An 18,318-nucleotide genomic window follows, 5' to 3' on the forward strand; every position below is an offset into this window, starting at 1 on the left:
ATTACTCCGTCAGATCCACTTGCTGATTATCGATCAGGCGCGCATTGCCCAGCCAGGCGGCCATCAGAATGACGGCGCGCTGGCTATCTACCGTCAGCGGCTGCAGATTGTCGGCATCGCAAATGGCCAGGCCATCAGGGCGGAAACCTTTCTCACGCAATGCGGCCTCGGCCGTTTCGATAATCTCTTCGACATGGCGCTCGCCGTTATTCAGACGCTCGGCCATGCTGTTCATCACCTGGCTCAGACCGGCGGCGATCGCGCGCTCTTCGCTGGTGAGGTAGCCGTTACGTGAACTCAATGCCAAACCATCTTGCGCGCGCACGGTCGGTACACCAACAATCTCGATATCGAAGCCCATATCAGCCACCATCTTGCGAATAATGGCTAGCTGCTGGAAATCCTTCTCGCCAAAACAGGCGATATCGGGCTGCACCAGATTGAACAGTTTACTCACGATGGTGGAAACACCGCGGAAGTGACCAGGGCGGCTGGCACCTTCCAGCAGTGATGATAACCCGGGGACTTCAACGAAGGTTTGGCTATCCAGCCCTTTGGGATAAACATCCGCTGGCGCAGGGGCAAATACCAAATCGACGCTGTGGCGATTAAGCTTTTCGCAATCATCCTGTAAGGTGCGAGGATAGCGCGCCAGGTCATCGGCGCGTTCAAACTGCATCGGGTTGACGAAAATCGAGACCACCACGATATCGGCTCGCTCGCGCGCTTCATCCACCAACGTCAGGTGGCCGTCATGCAGGTTACCCATGGTGGGCACCAGCGCGATACGTTTGCCTTCCTGCCGCCAGCGACGAATTTCTCGGCGCAGCATCGGCAGCGATTCAATAATCAGCACTGCAAATCTCCTGATTTACTGGAAACTGTGTTCGGCGGCAGGGTAGATGCCTGCCTCAACGTCGGCAATATACTGGCGAATTGCCGCGCGAATGTCGCCGGTTTCCGCGAGGAAATTTTTGGCAAATTTTGGAATATGACCGCCGGTAATACCAAAGGCATCGTGCATCACCAGAATCTGTCCATCGGTGACGTTACCCGCACCAATACCGATGACCGGAATGCTCAACGCTTTGGTGATGCGATCTGCCAGCGCCACCGGCACACACTCCAGCACCATCAATTGTGCTCCAGCGGCTTCCAGCGCCAGTGCATCGGCCAGCAAACGCTCAGCGCCCGCTTCATCACGGCCCTGCACCTTGTAGCCGCCAAAGATGTTCACTGACTGCGGCGTCAGGCCCAGATGACCACAGACCGGCACGGCGCGCTCGGTGAGCATACGAACGGTGTCTGCCAGCCATTCACCGCCTTCCAGCTTCACCATGTTGGCACCGGCACGCATCAGTTGAGCGGCGTTATCGAAGGTTTGCTGCGGTGTGGCGTAACTCATAAACGGCAGGTCGGCCATCACCAGCGCATTCGGCGCGCCACGGCGCACGGCAGCGGTGTGATAAGCGATATCCGCCACGGTGACAGGTAATGTGGATTCATGGCCTTGCACGGTCATGCCAAGGGAGTCGCCAATCAGCATCACCTGAATGCCTTCATCGGCAAACAGGCGGGCAAAGCTAAAATCGTAGGCCGTCAGGGTGGCAAATTTGCGGCCACTGGCTTTGAGCTGGCGTAGATGGGTGATGGTTGTCGGTTTCATCGCACACTCCAGAGTTTTCTGATGCGCGCAGTGTACTGGATTGATTGAAAAGGCGATACGACCGTAGTGCGATTATTGCCGCCTACTCAGACCACAAGCGGATGGTGCTGCGATCCAGCGTGGCGAGGATGCCGGTCAGTGGCTGACCGTTGGGCAAGCGCAGGCCTGGCGCGATTTCCAGCAGCGGTACCAGCATAAACGCGCGGTTGTGCATGTCGTAGTGCGGCACGGTGAGGCGTGGGGTGTGAATCGTCTGCTGACCAAACAGCATGATGTCGATATCGAGGGTGCGTGGTCCCCAGCGCTCCGCTTTGCGCACGCGCCCATGCTCCAGCTCGATACGTTGCGTATGATCGAGCAAGGCTTCAGCTTCCAGCGTGGTGTCCAGTGCGACCACCGCATTCAGGTAATCAGGCTGGTCTGGCGGGCCATACGGTGGCGTGCGGTACAGTGAAGACGTTGCAACGCGCGAGGTGTGTGGTATCGCATCAAGTGCGGCCAGCGCTGCATCAACTTGATGCAGCGGATCGGCCAGATTACTGCCTAATGCGAGGTAAACACGAATCATGATGCGCTATTGGTATCGCGGCGTGGGCCGGTTGGACGACGGCGCGGGCGACGCGGTTTGCGACGCGGTGCCACCGGATCATCGCCCAGCGTGTTCATCATGGTTTTCTGCTCGACTGGAGCCGCCGCCTGGAACTCGCCCCACCAATGGGTCAGGCTTTGCAGTTCGCGGTTGTTTTCCACATCGGCTCGCAGCGCCAGCAGATCATAAGCGGCACGGAATTTAGGATGCTCCATCAGCTTCCAGGCGCGTTTGCCATGACGACGCGACATGCGCAGCTGCAGCTGCCAGATATCGCGAATCAGGGTAGTGATACGCTTAGGAATCGCCAGCGCACGGCAGGCTTCATCCAGCGTTTCATTCATCGAGAGCGCAAAGGCGTCGTAATAGGTCAGTCCGCTTTCCTGCGCAATGCGTTGGGCCGATTCCAGCTGCGGATACCAGAACATCGCGGCAAACAGGAAGGCCGGATTGACGCGCATATCGTTCTGAATGCGGTTGTCGGTGTTCTTCAGCACCTGCGCCAGCATTTTCTCCATCAGGCTGTCGCTCTCGGCAGTGAAGCCACGCGTCAGGGTAGGGAACAGCGGCTGGAACAGATGGTACTCGCGCATCATCTGATAGGTACGGAATCCGTAACCGGCTTGCAGTAGTTTGAGGGATTCTTCGAACAGACGCGCAGGCGGGATGTCATTAAGCAGCGTCGCCAGGCGCGGAATCGGCTCGGCAGTTTCCGCGGCAATGCGCATCTCCAGCTTGGCGGCAAAACGCACCACGCGCAGCATACGTACCGGATCTTCGCGGTAACGCGTTTCCGGATCGCCAATCAGTCGGATCACGCCGTCTTCCAGATCCTGCAACCCACCCACGTAATCACGTACGGAGAAATCCGCCACGCTGTAATACAGACTATTGATGGTGAGATCGCGGCGCTGCGCATCATCTTCGATGCTGCCAAAAATGTTATCACGCAGCAGCATGCCGTTCTGGCCGCGCTGTGAATTGTTGCGATCGTCTTCCGCTTCTTCCTGGTGATGACCACGGAAGGTCGCGACTTCGATCACTTCAGGACCGAACATCACATGCGCCAGGCGGAAACGACGGCCCACGAGGCGGCAGTTGCGGAATAGTTTACGCATCTGCTCAGGCGTGGCGTTAGTGGTGATATCAAAGTCTTTTGGCTTCTTACCCAGCAGCAAATCGCGCACGCCGCCGCCTACCAGGTAAGCTTCGAAACCGGCTTTATTCAGGCGATACAGCACTTTAAGGGCGTTTTCGCTGATATCTTTGCGTGAGATGTTATGGCTTTCACGGGGAATGACGGTCATCAGACTTTCAGTTTCCACCTCTTCAGGCGCTTCCTCGTCACGCTTGAGGACTCTCCGGCAAAAATTTGCGACTCGGGTAAAAATGGGACACCTCGACAGTGATAAAAAGGGTGTTAATAAATCAGCGGCTAATCATAGCCTGTTGCGAACCATTTAGGAATGGCGATGTCGCCTCATCCGCTATTCGCGCGTTCTGTTGTGGGATCAGTTGGATACTCCACCGGGTCACTGCGTGCTTCAGTAATTGCTCCGTGGTGGCATCTTGCCAACCCTCCAGTACCGGTTGACCTAACAAACGCAACGCGTGCACCAGCAATGGACGCGCATCCCCCGCGGGTAAAGCGGGCGCATGATTCTGTTTCGAGAGCTTATTACCATCATCATTGATGGCCAGCGGCAGGTGCAGATAAGCCGGCACCGGCCAGCCGAACTGCTGGTAGAGCGCGATTTGACGCACCGTGGGTTCGATCAAATCTGCCCCACGAACGATTTCCGTTACACCCTGAAAATGGTCATCCACCACCACCGCCAGGTTGTAAGCAAACAGCCCATCCCGACGATGGATAATAAAGTCCTCTTCCGCCAGCGAGGGTTCGGCGACTAAGTGACCTCGCAAGCGATCGTCAAAGCCATACACCGGCCGATGCTGACGCAAACGCAGCGCGGCGTTTTCTGCAGGGAGATGCAATTCCCGGCAGTGGCCGTCATAGAACCCCCCGAGCTGCTGAATACGATTGCGCGTGCAGGTGCAGAAGTAGCTTTGACGATGCTGTTGCAGCCAGCTCAGCGCTTCCCGGTAGGCATCATGGCGCTGCGACTGCCATAACACGTCGCCATCCCAATGCAGGCCATAGTGTTCCAGCTGTTGCAGGATGCGCGTGGCTGCGCCTGCCACTTCCCGTGGTGGATCGATGTCTTCAATGCGCACCAGCCAGCGGCCTTGTTGCGCACGTGCGCTCAGATAGCTGCCTAATGCGGCTATCAGCGAACCAAAATGCAGATCACCAGAAGGAGAGGGGGCGAAGCGCCCAACGCAGGAGGAGAGGAGTGCGGTCATTTTGAGGTGCACCGCACGTCGGGAAAACAGTGGTTTTCCCGGCAGTGCGGCGACAGTCTGCTCACGGCCATTAGCCTGCCATCTGCTTCTCGCGGATTTCAGCCAGCGTTTTGCAGTCGATGCAGAGATCGGCGGTCGGACGCGCTTCAAGGCGACGAATACCAATTTCTACACCACAAGAATCACAGTAGCCGAAATCGTCGTCATCCACTTTCTTCAGCGTTTTTTCGATCTTTTTGATCAGTTTACGCTCACGATCGCGGTTACGTAATTCCAGACTGAACTCTTCTTCCTGTGCGGCACGGTCTACCGGATCCGGGAAGTTAGCAGCTTCGTCCTGCATATGCGACACAGTGCGGTCTACTTCATCCCGAAGTTGGTTGCGCCAGGCTTCCAGAATCTTGCGGAAATGGCTCAGTTGGGCGTCGTTCATATACTCTTCGCCCGGTTTCACCTGATACGGCTCCACACCAGCGATGGCGAGGATACTCAGGGACGATGTTTTACGGTTTTGCCCTTCTTGCATGTTGTTTCTCCTGGATAACACGCCCTTCCCGTCATACTTCAGGTTGCATGTGCATTGGCTAAATGACCACCGACTGCCTGCAACGCGAATTATTAAGGGGTATATCGATTCCCATCAGGGAAAAAACAGGCCGCTATAAATAGCAGAAGCAGTCAAGGTTGGCAATTATTCATATTCGCACCTTGACAAGCCTGTGAGGAACAGCGTATTTAGCGCACCGCTCAGAACATTCCTATCACAGCAAATTGCTATAAATATTACAACTCTGCGTTAATCGTCACGGCGACGGGCTGAGTGAGTAACATTTGAGCAGGTGAAATCTGAGCCTGATACGCTAACACTTCCACTCCACAGCGTTGAGCCTGTCCCAGTAGTTCTGCGTAGTGTGCGTCGATATGGCGCGCCGGGGAGACGTCCTCAATCCCCGTATGCAGAACGGCGAACAACAAAACAGCTCGATGACCCTCTGCCGCGATAGCACTGAGTTCGCGCAGATGCTTCTGTCCCCGAGCCGTCACCGCATCCGGAAAAAAGCCTTTACCCTGCTGTAAAAGGGTGACGGACTTGACTTCAATATAGCAGTTTGATCTGCCCTCCGCTTGCAGCAGGAAGTCAATTCGGCTTTTTTCCGTACCGTATTTCACTTCAGGTTGGCAGTGGCTGTAAGCGGACAATTCTGGAATCGCGTCAAGGGTTAAGGCTTCACGCACCAGTTGATTGGCTCTGAGGGTGTTCACACAGATCCAGTGGCCTTGTTGTGTCTCGGTCAGTTCCCAGCTGTGCGGATACTTGCGCGTGGTGATGTCTGAAGTGGAATACCACACGGTATCACCCGGTGTGGCGCAGCCGGTCATCGCGCCGGTGTTGGCGCAGTGAATGGTCAGTGTCTCACCCTCAGGTGTCACGACATCGGCAAGAAAGCGCTTATAGCGCGCGATAAGACGAGCGGGTTTTAGCGGTGGATCAAACTGCATTCAGGCTCCTGACGAAGAAGGCAATGGCCAGCGCGCCAGCCGCCGATAGCGGGTGCGTCCCTGACTAAAAGTCGATGAGAACAGCGCAAAGTCACTGACATCGTAGCGCCAGTGAAAGCCGCGCGGTGGTAAGGCCACTTTTTGTGTGGCGTGGCGCAACAGGGTGATATGCGGATGAAAAGGCTGCGCACTCTGCGCGCAGCCGTGTCGTGCTGCCTGAGCACGCAGCAAGCTGGCTAACTGCAACAAGCCGCGCGGCGCACGTTGGCAGCCAAGCCACACGACGCCGGGTCGCGGCCAGTGCCCCGCATCATCCAAATCCAGGCTAAAACCGGGCTGGACAATGCGCGAAGCTAACTGCTGTAACTGCTGCGAGGTCTCAGCACTGACATCCCCCAGAAACGCCAGCGTCAGATGCAGATTGGCGGCGGCCACCGGTTTTCCTGCCTCTTCTGCAAAGTGATCTGCACGCCACTGTACCAGCTGTTGCTGGAGTTGCGCGGGCAGTTCGAGGGCAAAAAACAGACGTTGTATCGACATGGTGACGTGGCCGTTGAGTGCTACAATGCGCGCCATGTTAGCACAGGCAGAGTGGGAGTTAAGTGTGAGTGAATTACCGGTAAGTGAGGTGCTGCCTGCATTGCTCGATGCATTGTCTCAGTCATCACAAGTTTTACTGGCGGCACCCACCGGCGCGGGAAAATCGACCTGGCTGCCGCTGCAATTGCTACAGCAGTCGGTGCTGCCGGGGCGCATCATTATGCTTGAGCCGCGTCGTCTGGCGGCGCGTAATGTGGCGCAGCGCCTGGCGGATCAGTTGGGTGAACAGCCCGGAGCCACAGTGGGATACCGTATGCGCGGCGAAAACTGCTGCGGCCCCCATACGCGACTGGAAGTGGTGACCGAAGGCATTCTGACACGCATGCTGCAACGCGATCCCATGCTTGAAGGCGTGTCGCTGGTGATCCTCGATGAGTTTCATGAGCGTAGCCTGCAGGCCGATTTAGCACTGGCGCTGCTGCTGGATGTCCAACAGGGGCTGCGCGATGACCTGAAAATTCTGCTGATGTCCGCAACGCTGGATAACGATCGGTTGCGTCAGCTGCTGCCTGCTGCGCCTTTTATTGTCTCTGAAGGACGCAGCTTTCCGGTGACACGCCGTTATGCCTCTCTCAACCCACAACAGCGTTTTGACGAAGCGGTGGCGCGAGAAGTGGCGCAGTTGCTGCGTGAGGAGTCGGGCTCGCTGCTGTTGTTCCTGCCTGGCGTGGCAGAGATTGAGCGCGTGAAGCGCGAGCTGGAATCCCGCGTCGGTGAAGACGTGGATCTCTCTCCTTTATATGGTGCGCTCTCATTGGATGCGCAGCGTCGCGCGATTCTGCCTGCGCCCGCCGGTCGTCGCAAAGTGGTGCTCGCCACTAACATTGCCGAAACCAGTCTCACCATTGAGGGTATCCGCTTAGTGGTGGATAGTGCACTGGAGCGTTCGGCACAGTTTGATGTGCGTAGCGGCGTAACGCGCCTGCAAACGCAACGCATCAGCCAGGCTTCCATGACCCAGCGTGCGGGGCGAGCCGGGCGTCTTGAACCCGGCATTTGCCTGCATTTGCTGCCGCAGGAGCAGGCGATGCGTGCAGCGGCGCAAAGTGAACCCGAAATCCTCAATAGCGATTTGGCCGCGCTGCAGATCGATTTGCTGCAATGGGGTTGCCAGGATGCGTCACAGCTCTGCTGGCTGGACGCGCCACCGCCACGCAGCATGCGAGCGGCACAGGCTTTGCTCACGCGCTTAGGCGCATTAGAAAACGGCAGGCTTAACGCGCGCGGCCGAAAAATGGCGACGCTTGGCAGCGATCCGCGTTTGACGGCGATTCTGTGTGCGGCAGAGGGCCACGATGCCATCGCCAGTGCCGCTCTGCTGGTGGCGATACTGGAAGATCCACCGCGCAACGGTAGTGCAGATTTGCGCGATGCCCTTAATCGACCACAGCCGCATTGGCAAAGGCGCGCGCGTCAATGGCAGCAACGGTTGAATGCCAGCGATGGCCGCCTCAATCCCGATCTCTTCCCCGCATTATTGGTGGCAGGCTTTGCCGATCGTCTGGCGCAGCGGCGAGGCGACAGCGCGCGCTATCAGCTGGCTAACGGTATGGGCGCCATGCTGGATGAACAGGATGGCCTGAGCCGCTATGAGTGGTTAATCGCGCCGACCCTGTTACAGGGCGCCAGTGCCGCCGAAGCCCGCATGTTACTGGCGCTGCCGGTAGAGATAAGTGCGTTACGCCAGCAATGTCCTGAGCTGGTGTCGCAGCGCATTGATGTGGAATGGGATGAAGAGAAAGGGACATTGCGCGCCTGGAAACGGGAACTCGTGGGTGCGCTGGTCCTAAAAGCACAGCCGCAGGCGCGACCGGCACCGGAGATTTTACACCCGGCGATGTTGCGCTGGATCCGCGAAAAAGGGCTCTCGGTACTCAGCTGGGCCCCCGAAGCCGAACAGCTGCGCTTGCGCTTGCACTGTGCCGCGGCCTGGCTGCCGGAAGAGGCGTGGCCAGCGCTGGATGATGAGAGTTTGCTCGATTCGCTTGAACGCTGGCTGTTACCCGAGATGGGATCCGTGCGCGATCTCAGGAGTCTGCAGGGCGTCAATCTTGTCAGCGCATTATTACATTTGCTGACATGGTCACAACGTCAGCGGCTGGATACTGTGCTGCCAACTCATTACACTGTGCCGACCGGAAGTCGCCTGCCTATTCGTTACGATGCTGAAAAGCCTCCGGCGTTGGCAGTGCGTATGCAGGAGATGTTTGGAGAAGCGCAAAACCCCGCGGTGGCCGAAGGCCGCATTCCGCTGGTGCTGGAGTTGCTCTCACCCGCACACCGGCCGTTGCAGATCACTCGTGACCTTGCAGCGTTCTGGCGGGGAGCGTATCCAGAAGTGCAAAAAGAGATGAAAGGACGCTATCCCAAACATCCCTGGCCCGACGATCCGGCCAGCGCCTTACCGACAAGGCGCACCAAGAAATTTTCATCGTGACACGCTGTGGATCGAATTCAGAGGGTTCTGCCATGCGCAGCACGAGAAAGCAGTTAGAGTAACGGCCGCAGCCGTAGCTATGCCTGGAGAATAAAAGCATGTCTGGGAACGATCGCGAACCTATTGGGCGTAAAGGAAAAGCGCCAAAGCCGCCGCGCACCACTGCGCGCCGGGGTCGCCGCAGGGAGCTTGATGATGATATCGATCAGGACGATTTTGACGAAGATGATGAGGAGAGCACACCGGTGCCACCAAAAGGTAAAGGGAAAGGAAAACGTCCGCCACGCGGCAAACGTCGTTGGTTAGGCTGGTTAATTAAGCTTTTCCTGATCTTTGTGGTAGTGATGGTTGCCTGGGGCATCTATCTCGACTCAGAAATCCGCAGCCGCATCGACGGTAAAGTGTGGCAGTTGCCTGCCGCTGTTTACGGCCGCATGGTGAGCCTTGAGCCGGGGATGTCGTACGACAAAAAAGAGATGATTGCGCTGCTGGAAGGCACGCAGTATCGCGAAGTGTCGCGCATTACCCGCCCGGGCGAATTTAGCGTCAAAGGCAACACCATCGATCTGCTGCGTCGTCCGTTTGATTTCCCGGACAGCAAAGAGGGGCAGATCAACGCCCGTCTGACGTTTAGCAACAACGAACTGAGCGAGATCAAAAACCTCGATACCGGGCGTGACTTTGGCTTCTTCCGCCTCGATCCACGCTTGATCACCATGCTGCAATCGCCGAACGGTGAGCAGCGTCTGTTCGTGCCGCGCGCAGGCTTCCCGGATCTGCTGGTCAGCACGCTGATCGCGACCGAAGACCGCCATTTCTACGAACACGACGGCATTAGCCCGTACTCGATTGGTCGTGCATTCCTTGCCAACATCACTGCCGGTAAAGCGGTGCAGGGCGGCAGTACCTTGACCCAGCAGCTGGTGAAAAACCTGTTCCTGACCAACGAGCGTTCGCTATGGCGTAAAGCGCGTGAAGCTTACATGGCGGTGATCATGGATGCGCGCTACAGCAAAGATCGTATCCTTGAGCTGTATCTCAACGAGGTGTACCTCGGTCAGGCAGGAAACGATCAGATCCGTGGCTTCCCGCTGGCGAGTTTGTATTACTTCGGTCGTCCCGTCGATGAGCTGAGCCTCGATCAGCAGGCGATGCTGGTCGGCATGGTGAAAGGGGCGTCGCTGTATAACCCATGGCGCAACCCGAAACTGGCGCTGGAGCGTCGTAACCTGGTCCTGCGTCTGCTGCAACAGCAGAATGTCATCGATCAGGAGCTGTACGACATGCTGTCAGCGCGTCCGCTGGGCGTGCAGCCTAAAGGCGGGGTGATTACGCCTCAGCCTGCGTTTATGCAGATGGTGCGTAACGAATTGCAGGCCAAACTGGGCGACAAGGTGAAAGATCTCTCTGGCGTGAAGATCTTCACCACGCTGGATCCGATTTCGCAGGATGCCGCAGAAAAAGCGGTGGAAGATGGCATTCCGGCACTGAAGAAACAGCGCGGTCTGAAGGATTTGGAAACCGCGATGGTGGTGGTTGACCGCTTCAGCGGCGAAGTGCGTGCGATGGTGGGCGGTGCCGATCCGCAATTTGCCGGTTACAACCGTGCGCTGCAGGCGCGACGTTCTATCGGTTCACTGGCTAAACCGGCGACTTATCTCACGGCCTTAGGCCAACCCAATACCTATCGTCTGAACAGTTGGATTGCCGACGAACCGATTGCGCTGAAACAGCCTAATGGATCGATCTGGAAACCGATGAATGACGACAAGCGATTCAGTGGCAAAGTGATGTTAGTGGATGCGCTGACCAACTCAATGAACGTGCCAACGGTTAATCTGGGTATGACGTTAGGGCTGAATTCCGTGGTTGATACCTGGACGAAGCTCGGCGTACCGAAGGATCAGCTGAATCCGGTGCCAGCGATGCTGCTGGGTGCCCTGAACCTGACACCGATTGAAGTCGCTCAGGCATTCCAGTCGATTGCCAGTGGCGGTAACCGCGCAGATCTCTCTGCGGTGCGCTCGGTGATTGCGGAAGATGGGACTGTGCTGTATCAGAGCTTCCCGCAGGCGCAGCGTGTCGAACCGGCACAGGCGGCTTATCTGACGTTGTACAGCATGCAGCAGGTCGCCGATCACGGTACGGCGCGCGCGCTGGGCGCGCGTTATCCTAATGCCCATCTGGCAGGTAAAACGGGTACCACCAATGACCTGATCGACAGCTGGTTTGCGGGCGTTGATGGCAAAGAAGTGGCCATCACCTGGGTGGGCCGCGACAATAACCAAACCTCGAAGCTGTATGGTGCGAGCGGAGCGATGCAAATTTATCGTCGCTATCTCGATAACCAGGCCCCGATGCCGCTGCAGTTGACACCGCCGGAAGATATTACGCAGATGAATGTCGATTCTGCCGGTAACTTCGTCTGTGGTTCGGGCAGCAGCACCTGGCGTTCGCTGCCGGTGTGGACGTTGGATCCAGCCTCGCTGTGTCAGCAACAGCAGCAACAGATCCAACAGCAGCAGGAGTCGCAACCGCAGCAGCAGTCACCTCAGCAGCCGCAGGACGAGCAAAAAGATGCTGATGGCGTAGCTGGCTGGATCAAAGATATGTTCGGCAGCAAATAGTTAGCTGCAGAAAGCACAGGGCGCTTCGGCGCCCTTTTTTACGTCTGCACGATTGTTAATCGCGATCATGGATATGCACGATCTGGTCGCAAACGCACCGCCATCAGCCATTACATCTTGCGGATCTTGCAGGAATTCGCCTAAAATTCGTGCGTCTAATAATCATTCTCGTTTTCATTCGCCTGCATCGTTTCCTTTTTCGAGAGATCCTTTTATGAATGCGCGAAATTTCAATCCTTGGTCTGCGCGTGCTGCGACCTCCCGTCGTCCGCTCGCTTTATTGATTTCTTTAACACTGGGTACGCTAAGCGCGCAGGCGCTGGCAGAAGATACCGTGGTGGTGACCGCCAATGGCGGTAACACCATTGCGCAGGAAAGCGCCTGGGGCCCGGCTCCTACCATTGCCGCCAGGCACAGTGCCACCGGCACGAAAACGGATACGCCCATTGAGAAAAACCCGCAGTCGGTTTCGGTGGTGACGCAGGAAGAGATGGCGATGCACGCGGTGACCAGCGTGAAAGGGGCGTTCAATTACACGGCGGGTGTGCTGACCGGTAACCGCGGTAGCTCCAGTGTGATCGATGCGCTGTCGATTCGTGGCTTTAGTGAAACCAACACCAACCAGTATCTCGATGGTTTGAAACTGCAGGGTGACAACTACTCCGAGTTCGCCATCGATCCTTACTTCCTTGAGCGTGCAGAACTGCTGCGTGGCCCGGTTTCAGTGTTGTACGGCAAGAGCAACCCTGGCGGCGTGGTGTCACTGGTCAGCAAGCGCCCGACGCAGGAAACACTGCGTGAAGTGCAGTTCCAGATGGGCACCGATAACCTGTTCTCTACCGGCTTCGATTTCGGCGGATCGCTCGATGATGACGGCGTGTACAGCTATCGCCTGACCGGTCTGGCTCGCAGTGCAGACGCGCAGCAGGATATGAACAAAGAGAAGCGTTATACCATCGCGCCTTCGTTCAGCTGGCGTCCGGATGCCAATACCCGCTTTGATTTGCTGACCTATTTCCAGAACGAGCCGGAAACCGGTTATTACGGCTGGTTGCCGCGTCAGGGCACCGTGGTCGGCATTACCCGCCCGGACGGCAGCAGCTACAAACTGCCCACCAACTTTGATGAAGGCGAAGACAGCAATAAGATTTCGCGTAACACCAAAATGGTGGGCTACAACTTCGAACACAGCTTCAACGATACCTGGACGGTGCGCCAGAATCTGCGTTATGCGGATTTGAGAACCAATTACCGCAGTATTTATGGCAGCAGTTTCAATGCCGATACACTTGAGATAAATCGTGGTTCAGCCGTTTCCGACGAAAAGCTTAATCAATTTGCTGTCGATACTCAGGCACAGGCGAAATTCGCAACTGGCGCATTGGACCATACATTACTCATGGGCGTCGATTATCAGCGTACGCGTAATGACATTGATGCGGCGTTTGGCTCAGCATTTCCTATTAGTGCGACCAATCCTCAATACGGTAACGATGCACTAGATGGTGCTGCGTTCCCTTATCAATATCTGAATCGCCAGGAGCAAACCGGCCTATATACTCAAGATCAGATGGAATGGAATCGCTGGGTTCTGACCTTAGGCGGCCGCTACGATTATGCGATGACTTCAGCACTAAATCGTAATGGCAATACCGAAGTAAAAAATCACGATCAGGCTTTCACCTGGCGTGGTGGTTTGAACTATGTGTTTGATAACGGTATTGCGCCGTACTTTAGCTACAGCGAGTCCTTTATTCCTAACTCAGGTACCACGGTATCTGGCCAGCCGTTTGATCCATCGCGTGCTAAGCAGTATGAAGCCGGTGTGAAGTACGTTCCAAAAGATCGTCCGGTTGTTGTGACAGCAGCAGTGTATGAGCTGACTAAAACCAAGAACCTCACCGCCGATCCAAACAACCTTAACTTTAGCGTACAGAGCGGTGAAATCCGTTCACGCGGTGTTGAATTGGAAGCCAAGGCAGCATTGAACGCCAACATCAACATGACGGCGTCTTACACCTATACCGATGCCGAATACACTGAAGACACATTGCTGAAAGGTAGAACACCAGTGCAAGTGCCGAAGCATATGGCATCGCTGTGGGGGGATTACACTTTCCACGAAACGGCATTGTCAGGTGTGACACTGGGTGCGGGTGTGCGTTATGTAGGTGAAAGCAAAGGGTTATATGCAGAGAACACGCAGAATGGCAGTAACTCAAACCAAAACTTCGACGTAGCGGGTTACACCACCGTCGACGCAGCGCTGAAATATGACCTCGGCCGTTTCGGTCTGCCAGGCTCTTCTGTGGGTGTTAATATCAACAACCTGTTCGATCGTGAATACGTGGCCAGCTGCTACCGTGATTACGCTTGCTACTGGGGCGCTGAACGTCAAATCGTTGGTACTGCCACCTTCCGCTTCTGATTCGTCAGGACGAAGATGTTGTGATTTTGGGCGGCCTCAGGGCCGCCCCTTCAGAATCAAATCGGTTTTGTGCTTATTAACCAGGAATCACCATGCAGCATCCGCACCACGAAGAAACCACCTTCACGCTGGATAATGTCAGCTTTCGCGTGCCTGGGCGCACGTTGCTGCATCCACTTTCACTCACCTTTGCGCCGGGTAAAGTGACGGCGCTGATTGGCCACAACGGCTCGGGTAAATCCACCTTGCTGAAAATGCTGGGGCGTCACCATGCGGCGAGTGAAGGCCAGGTGCTGTTGAACCGCGATGCGGTGGAGAACTGGGGCAGCAAAGATTTTGCGCGCCAGGTGGCATATTTGCCGCAGCAGTTACCGGCGGCAGAAGGGATGACGGTGCGTGAGCTGGTGGCGATTGGTCGTTATCCCTGGCACGGTGCGCTAGGGCGCTATGGCCAGGAAGATCGCGACCGCGTAGAGGAAGCGATTACGCTGGTGGGACTGAAACCGTTTGCCGGGCGTCTGGTCGATAGCCTGTCCGGCGGCGAACGTCAGCGAGCGTGGTTGGCGATGCTGGTGGCGCAAAATAGCCGCTGCCTGCTGCTGGATGAACCCACTTCAGCGCTGGATATCGCCCATCAGGTTGATGTGCTGGCACTGATTCAACGTCTCAGCCGTGAGCGCGGGTTAACGGTGATTGCCGTGCTGCATGACATCAACATGGCGGCGCGTTATTGCGACCGTCTGGTGGCGCTGCGAGGCGGCGAAATGATTGCGGAAGGCGGGCCTGACGTCATCATGCAGGCCGATGTGCTGGGCAATATCTACGGTATTCCGATGGGCATCTTACCCCATCCACAAGGCGGTGCTCCCGTCAGTTTTGTTTACTGAGGCCTCGCCATGTTCGACATTTCACGCCGTCGCTTGCTGACGGCGCTGGCACTGACGCCACTGATGAACGTTGCCCCATTGCGTGCGGCAACGCCCGATCTGCAGCGCATCCTGGCGCTGGAATGGCTACCCGTTGAGCTACTGATGGCGCTCGGTGTATCGCCGCTCGGTGTGGCTGATTTGCGCAACTACAACATCTGGGTTGGCGAGCCGATGCTATCCGCCAGCACCATCGATCTCGGCCTGCGCACCGAACCCAATCTGGAACTGATGACGCAGCTCGAACCTTCCTTAATTCTGCACTCCAACGGCTACGGCCCGGGATTGGATAAACTCGATCGCATCGCGCCGACCATGGGCTTTGATCTGAATAGCGGGGACGGTAAACCGTTAAGTACTGCTCGCAAATCACTGCATGCGCTCGGTGCCCGGTTGGGACGGGAAGCGCAGGCGGTACAGCATCTGCAATTCCTGGATGAGCAGCTCGCGGCAGCGCGCGAGCGTCTTAAACCCTGGGCAGATCGTCCGGTGCTGCTGATGTCGTTGATGGACAGCCGTCACGCCATCACGTTTGGCACCAACAGTCTGTTCCTCGAAGTGATGGAAATCCTTGGCCTGAGTAACGCCTGGCATGGTGAAACCAATTTCTGGGGCAGTGCCGTAGTTGGGCTTGAGCGGTTAGCCGATGTCGGCGATGTGCAGGTGATCTGTTTTGATCACGATAACGATCGTGACATGCAGCAGGTGATGAAAACTGCGCTGTGGCAGGCGCTGCCGTTTATCCGCGCGGGCCGCTTCCAGCGTGTGCCTGCCGTCTGGTATTACGGCGCGACCTATTCAGCGCTGAAATTTGTCCGCGTGCTGGAACACGCGCTGGAGTCGCACTGATGCGCCATCGTCTCTTTCCTGTGATGCTGCTAAGCAGCATGTTTTTACTGGCGCTGGCGCTGACTTTTATCAATCTGCGTGACGCGCTGCCAACCGCGCAGTGGTCACAAGCCTTCTTTGCGCCGGACATCAACAGTATCCAACAGGTGGTGTTCCATCACAGCCTGTTATCGCGTCTGGCGCTGGCGCTGTTGGTGGGGGCAGGTCTCGGATTGGCCGGTTTACTGTTTCAGCAGGTGCTGCGCAATCCGCTGGCGGAACCGACCACGCTGGGTGTGTCATCCGGCGCACAGCTCGGTATTACGGTCGCCACGCTCTGGCACTTGCCGGGCGGTGAGCTGACGCAGCAATTTGCTGCGATGGCGGGCGCAGTGCTGGTGGGCATCCTGGTATTTGGCGTGGCCTGGGGCAAACGGCTGTCACCCGTGACGCTGATCCTCGCCGGGCTGGTCCTGAGCCTGTATGCCGGCTCGGTGAATCAAATCTTTGCCATCTTTAATCACGACCAACTGCTGAATATGTTCCTGTGGAGCACCGGCGCACTGAATCAGATGGATGGGCACAACGTCGCCATGCTGTGGCCGCGTCTGTTGCTGGCTTTTGTCGTGGCGCTGGCATTGCTGCGTCCCCTGACGCTCATGGGGCTTGATGACGGCGTAGCAAAAAACCTCGGTCTGGCACTGTCTGCTGCGCGCGTCGGCGCACTCGCTCTGGCGATTCTGTTGAGTGCGCAGTTAGTGAACGTCGCCGGGATTATCGGTTTTATCGGGCTGTTTGCACCACTGCTGGCGAAAATGCTCGGAGGGCGTCGCTTACTCAGCCGCATGCTGCTGGCTCCGCTGATTGGTGCCTTACTGCTGTGGCTGGCCGATCAGTGCGTATTGTGGCTGACCAGCCACTGGCGTGAGGTTTCCACCGGCACAGCGACCGCGTTGATTGGCGTCCCGATTCTGCTGTGGCTGTTGCCGCGTTTACGTACCGGCTCGGTTCCACCGGCGATGAATATGGGTGACAATGTGCCAGCAGAACGCCAAAAGGTGGTGCTGTGGTGTGTCATTGGCCTTGGGGTGCTGGCGCTGCTGAGCGTTATCGGCATCTCCTTTGGTCGTGATGCACACAGCTGGACCTGGGTGAGTGGCGAAATGCTGCATCAACTGCTGCCGTGGCGTGCACCACGCGTGCTGGCGGCGTTAGTCGTGGGGATGATGCTGGGTGTTGCAGGTGCGTTGATTCAGCGTCTCACTGGCAACCCGATGGCAAGTCCGGAAGTGTTAGGCATCAGTTCCGGCGCGGCCTGTGGTGTGGTCGTGATGATGTTCTTTGTGCCGGGTGACGCCGTGGCGTGGTTGCTGCCCGCTGGCGCACTAGGCGCGGCGCTGACGCTGCTGGTGATTATGCTGGTCGCCAGCCGCGGAGGTTTCTCACCGGAGCGTATGTTGCTCGCGGGCATGGCGCTCAACAGTGCCTTTGTCACCTTGCTGATGGTGCTAATGGCGAGTGGCGATCCGCGCATGGGCGGCCTGCTGAGCTGGATTTCCGGCTCGACTTACAACATCAATATGCCGCAGGCCGTGCAAAGCGCCGTGGTGGGTATCGTATTCATTGCGCTCGCGCCACTGGCGAGCCGCTGGCTCACACTGCTGCCGCTGGGTAGTGCGACGGCACGTTCAGCAGGGATGGCATTAACGGGTTCGCGTCTGGCCCTGCTGCTGCTGGCGGCGGCGTTAACGGCCACGGCGACTTTGACCATCGGCCCGTTGAGTTTTGTCGGTTTGATGGCGCCGCATATCGTGCGCATGCTGGGGTTCAGGCGCGCATTACCGCAGGTGTTGATGGCGGGATTATTAGGTGGCGGATTGATGGTGTTTGCAGACTGGTGCGGCAGGATGCTGGCGTTCCCGGATCAGATCCCGGCAGGTTTAATGGCAACCTTCTTCGGCGCGCCGTATTTTATCTGGCTGTTGCGTCGCGCATAAACGCGCAAGCTACGGCATTCGGTGCCTGTAAAGCGGCTGCGGATAAATGCGCAAGCTACGGCATTCGGTGCCTGTAAAGCGGCTGCGGATAAATGCGCAAGCTACGGCATTCTGTGTCTGTAAGGTGGCTGCGGATAAATGCGCAAGCTACGGCATTTGGTGTCTGTAAGGCGGCTGAGGATAAATGCGCAAATTACGGCAATAGGTGTATGCGGAGCAGCAGCGCCTAAGGGACAGACGTGCACATCAATGTAGGGGCGCCATTCATGAAGTGAACCCCTTAACCTGGACAGTTACAGCATCGCCTGTTGGTACTGAGTTCGGTATTGTACCGGACTCAGTCCACCTAACCCCGT

14 protein-coding genes are annotated in these 18,318 nt (G+C 57.0%); 6 read left to right on the forward strand and 8 right to left on the reverse strand.

Going from position 1 to position 18,318, the window contains the following annotated elements:
* Position 1 precedes the first annotated feature (1 nt).
* The 8 genes from panC to thpR form a co-directional block, all read right to left on the reverse strand.
* Positions 2 to 856, reverse strand: a complete 855-nt coding sequence (gene panC / locus VI01_RS23275) for a pantoate--beta-alanine ligase (protein ID WP_038648994.1) — start codon at positions 854 to 856, stop codon at positions 2 to 4.
* Positions 857 to 871: 15 nt separating this feature from the next.
* A complete protein-coding gene (gene panB / locus VI01_RS23280) occupies positions 872 to 1,666 on the reverse strand; it encodes a 3-methyl-2-oxobutanoate hydroxymethyltransferase (protein WP_045816819.1) in 795 nt (264 codons plus the stop codon).
* Between the two features lie 82 nt (positions 1,667 to 1,748).
* Positions 1,749 to 2,234 carry a 2-amino-4-hydroxy-6-hydroxymethyldihydropteridine diphosphokinase gene (gene folK, locus VI01_RS23285; RefSeq protein ID WP_038648988.1) on the reverse strand — a complete coding sequence of 162 codons (486 nt, stop codon included), beginning with the start codon at positions 2,232 to 2,234 and terminating at the stop codon, positions 1,749 to 1,751.
* Positions 2,231 to 3,646: a polynucleotide adenylyltransferase PcnB gene (pcnB, locus tag VI01_RS23290; protein WP_205625007.1), complete on the reverse strand. Its 1,416-nt coding sequence runs from the start codon at positions 3,644 to 3,646 to the stop codon at positions 2,231 to 2,233. The genes folK and pcnB overlap by 4 nt, the downstream gene beginning before the upstream one ends.
* Positions 3,647 to 3,683: 37 nt before the next feature.
* Positions 3,684 to 4,619 carry a tRNA glutamyl-Q(34) synthetase GluQRS gene (gluQRS, locus tag VI01_RS23295; protein WP_045816820.1) on the reverse strand — a complete coding sequence of 312 codons (936 nt, stop codon included), beginning with the start codon at positions 4,617 to 4,619 and terminating at the stop codon, positions 3,684 to 3,686.
* A gap of 70 nt (positions 4,620 to 4,689) precedes the next feature.
* The gene (dksA, locus tag VI01_RS23300) at positions 4,690 to 5,145 is read right to left on the reverse strand and encodes an RNA polymerase-binding protein DksA (protein WP_034829547.1); all 456 of its coding nucleotides are present in this window, start codon (positions 5,143 to 5,145) and stop codon (positions 4,690 to 4,692) included.
* 257 nt (positions 5,146 to 5,402) lie between these two features.
* Complete coding sequence (sfsA, locus tag VI01_RS23305) at positions 5,403 to 6,119, reverse strand: DNA/RNA nuclease SfsA (protein ID WP_045816821.1); 717 nt, start codon at positions 6,117 to 6,119, stop codon at positions 5,403 to 5,405.
* Positions 6,120 to 6,659, reverse strand: coding sequence for an RNA 2',3'-cyclic phosphodiesterase (gene thpR, locus VI01_RS23310; protein ID WP_045816822.1), 540 nt, complete (start codon positions 6,657 to 6,659; stop codon positions 6,120 to 6,122).
* Between the two features lie 25 nt (positions 6,660 to 6,684).
* Here thpR and hrpB point away from each other — a divergent pair, with 25 nt between their 5' ends.
* The 6 genes from hrpB (at position 6,685) to fhuB (ending at position 17,962) form a co-directional block, all read left to right on the forward strand.
* The gene (gene hrpB, locus VI01_RS23315) at positions 6,685 to 9,156 is read left to right on the forward strand and encodes an ATP-dependent helicase HrpB (protein ID WP_045816823.1); all 2,472 of its coding nucleotides are present in this window, start codon (positions 6,685 to 6,687) and stop codon (positions 9,154 to 9,156) included.
* Between the two features lie 98 nt (positions 9,157 to 9,254).
* Positions 9,255 to 11,783 (forward strand): bifunctional glycosyl transferase/transpeptidase, encoded by a 2,529-nt coding sequence (gene mrcB, locus VI01_RS23320; RefSeq protein ID WP_045816824.1) that lies wholly within the window; start codon positions 9,255 to 9,257, stop codon positions 11,781 to 11,783.
* Between the two features lie 214 nt (positions 11,784 to 11,997).
* Positions 11,998 to 14,211, forward strand: coding sequence for a ferrichrome porin FhuA (gene fhuA / locus VI01_RS23325; protein WP_045816825.1), 2,214 nt, complete (start codon positions 11,998 to 12,000; stop codon positions 14,209 to 14,211).
* Between the two features lie 92 nt (positions 14,212 to 14,303).
* Positions 14,304 to 15,098, forward strand: a complete 795-nt coding sequence (gene fhuC, locus VI01_RS23330; RefSeq protein ID WP_038648971.1) for a Fe3+-hydroxamate ABC transporter ATP-binding protein FhuC — start codon at positions 14,304 to 14,306, stop codon at positions 15,096 to 15,098.
* Positions 15,099 to 15,107: 9 nt separating this feature from the next.
* Entirely contained in the window at positions 15,108 to 15,986 is an 879-nt protein-coding gene (gene fhuD, locus VI01_RS23335) for a Fe(3+)-hydroxamate ABC transporter substrate-binding protein FhuD (protein WP_045816826.1), read from the forward strand.
* Positions 15,986 to 17,962 (forward strand): Fe(3+)-hydroxamate ABC transporter permease FhuB, encoded by a 1,977-nt coding sequence (gene fhuB / locus VI01_RS23340; protein ID WP_045816827.1) that lies wholly within the window; start codon positions 15,986 to 15,988, stop codon positions 17,960 to 17,962. The genes fhuD and fhuB overlap by 1 nt, the downstream gene beginning before the upstream one ends.
* The last annotated feature ends 356 nt before the right edge of the window (positions 17,963 to 18,318 follow it).

This window comes from Pantoea sp. SM3 (assembly GCF_000963995.1).
Classification (GTDB): domain Bacteria; phylum Pseudomonadota; class Gammaproteobacteria; order Enterobacterales; family Enterobacteriaceae; genus Pantoea; species Pantoea rwandensis_B.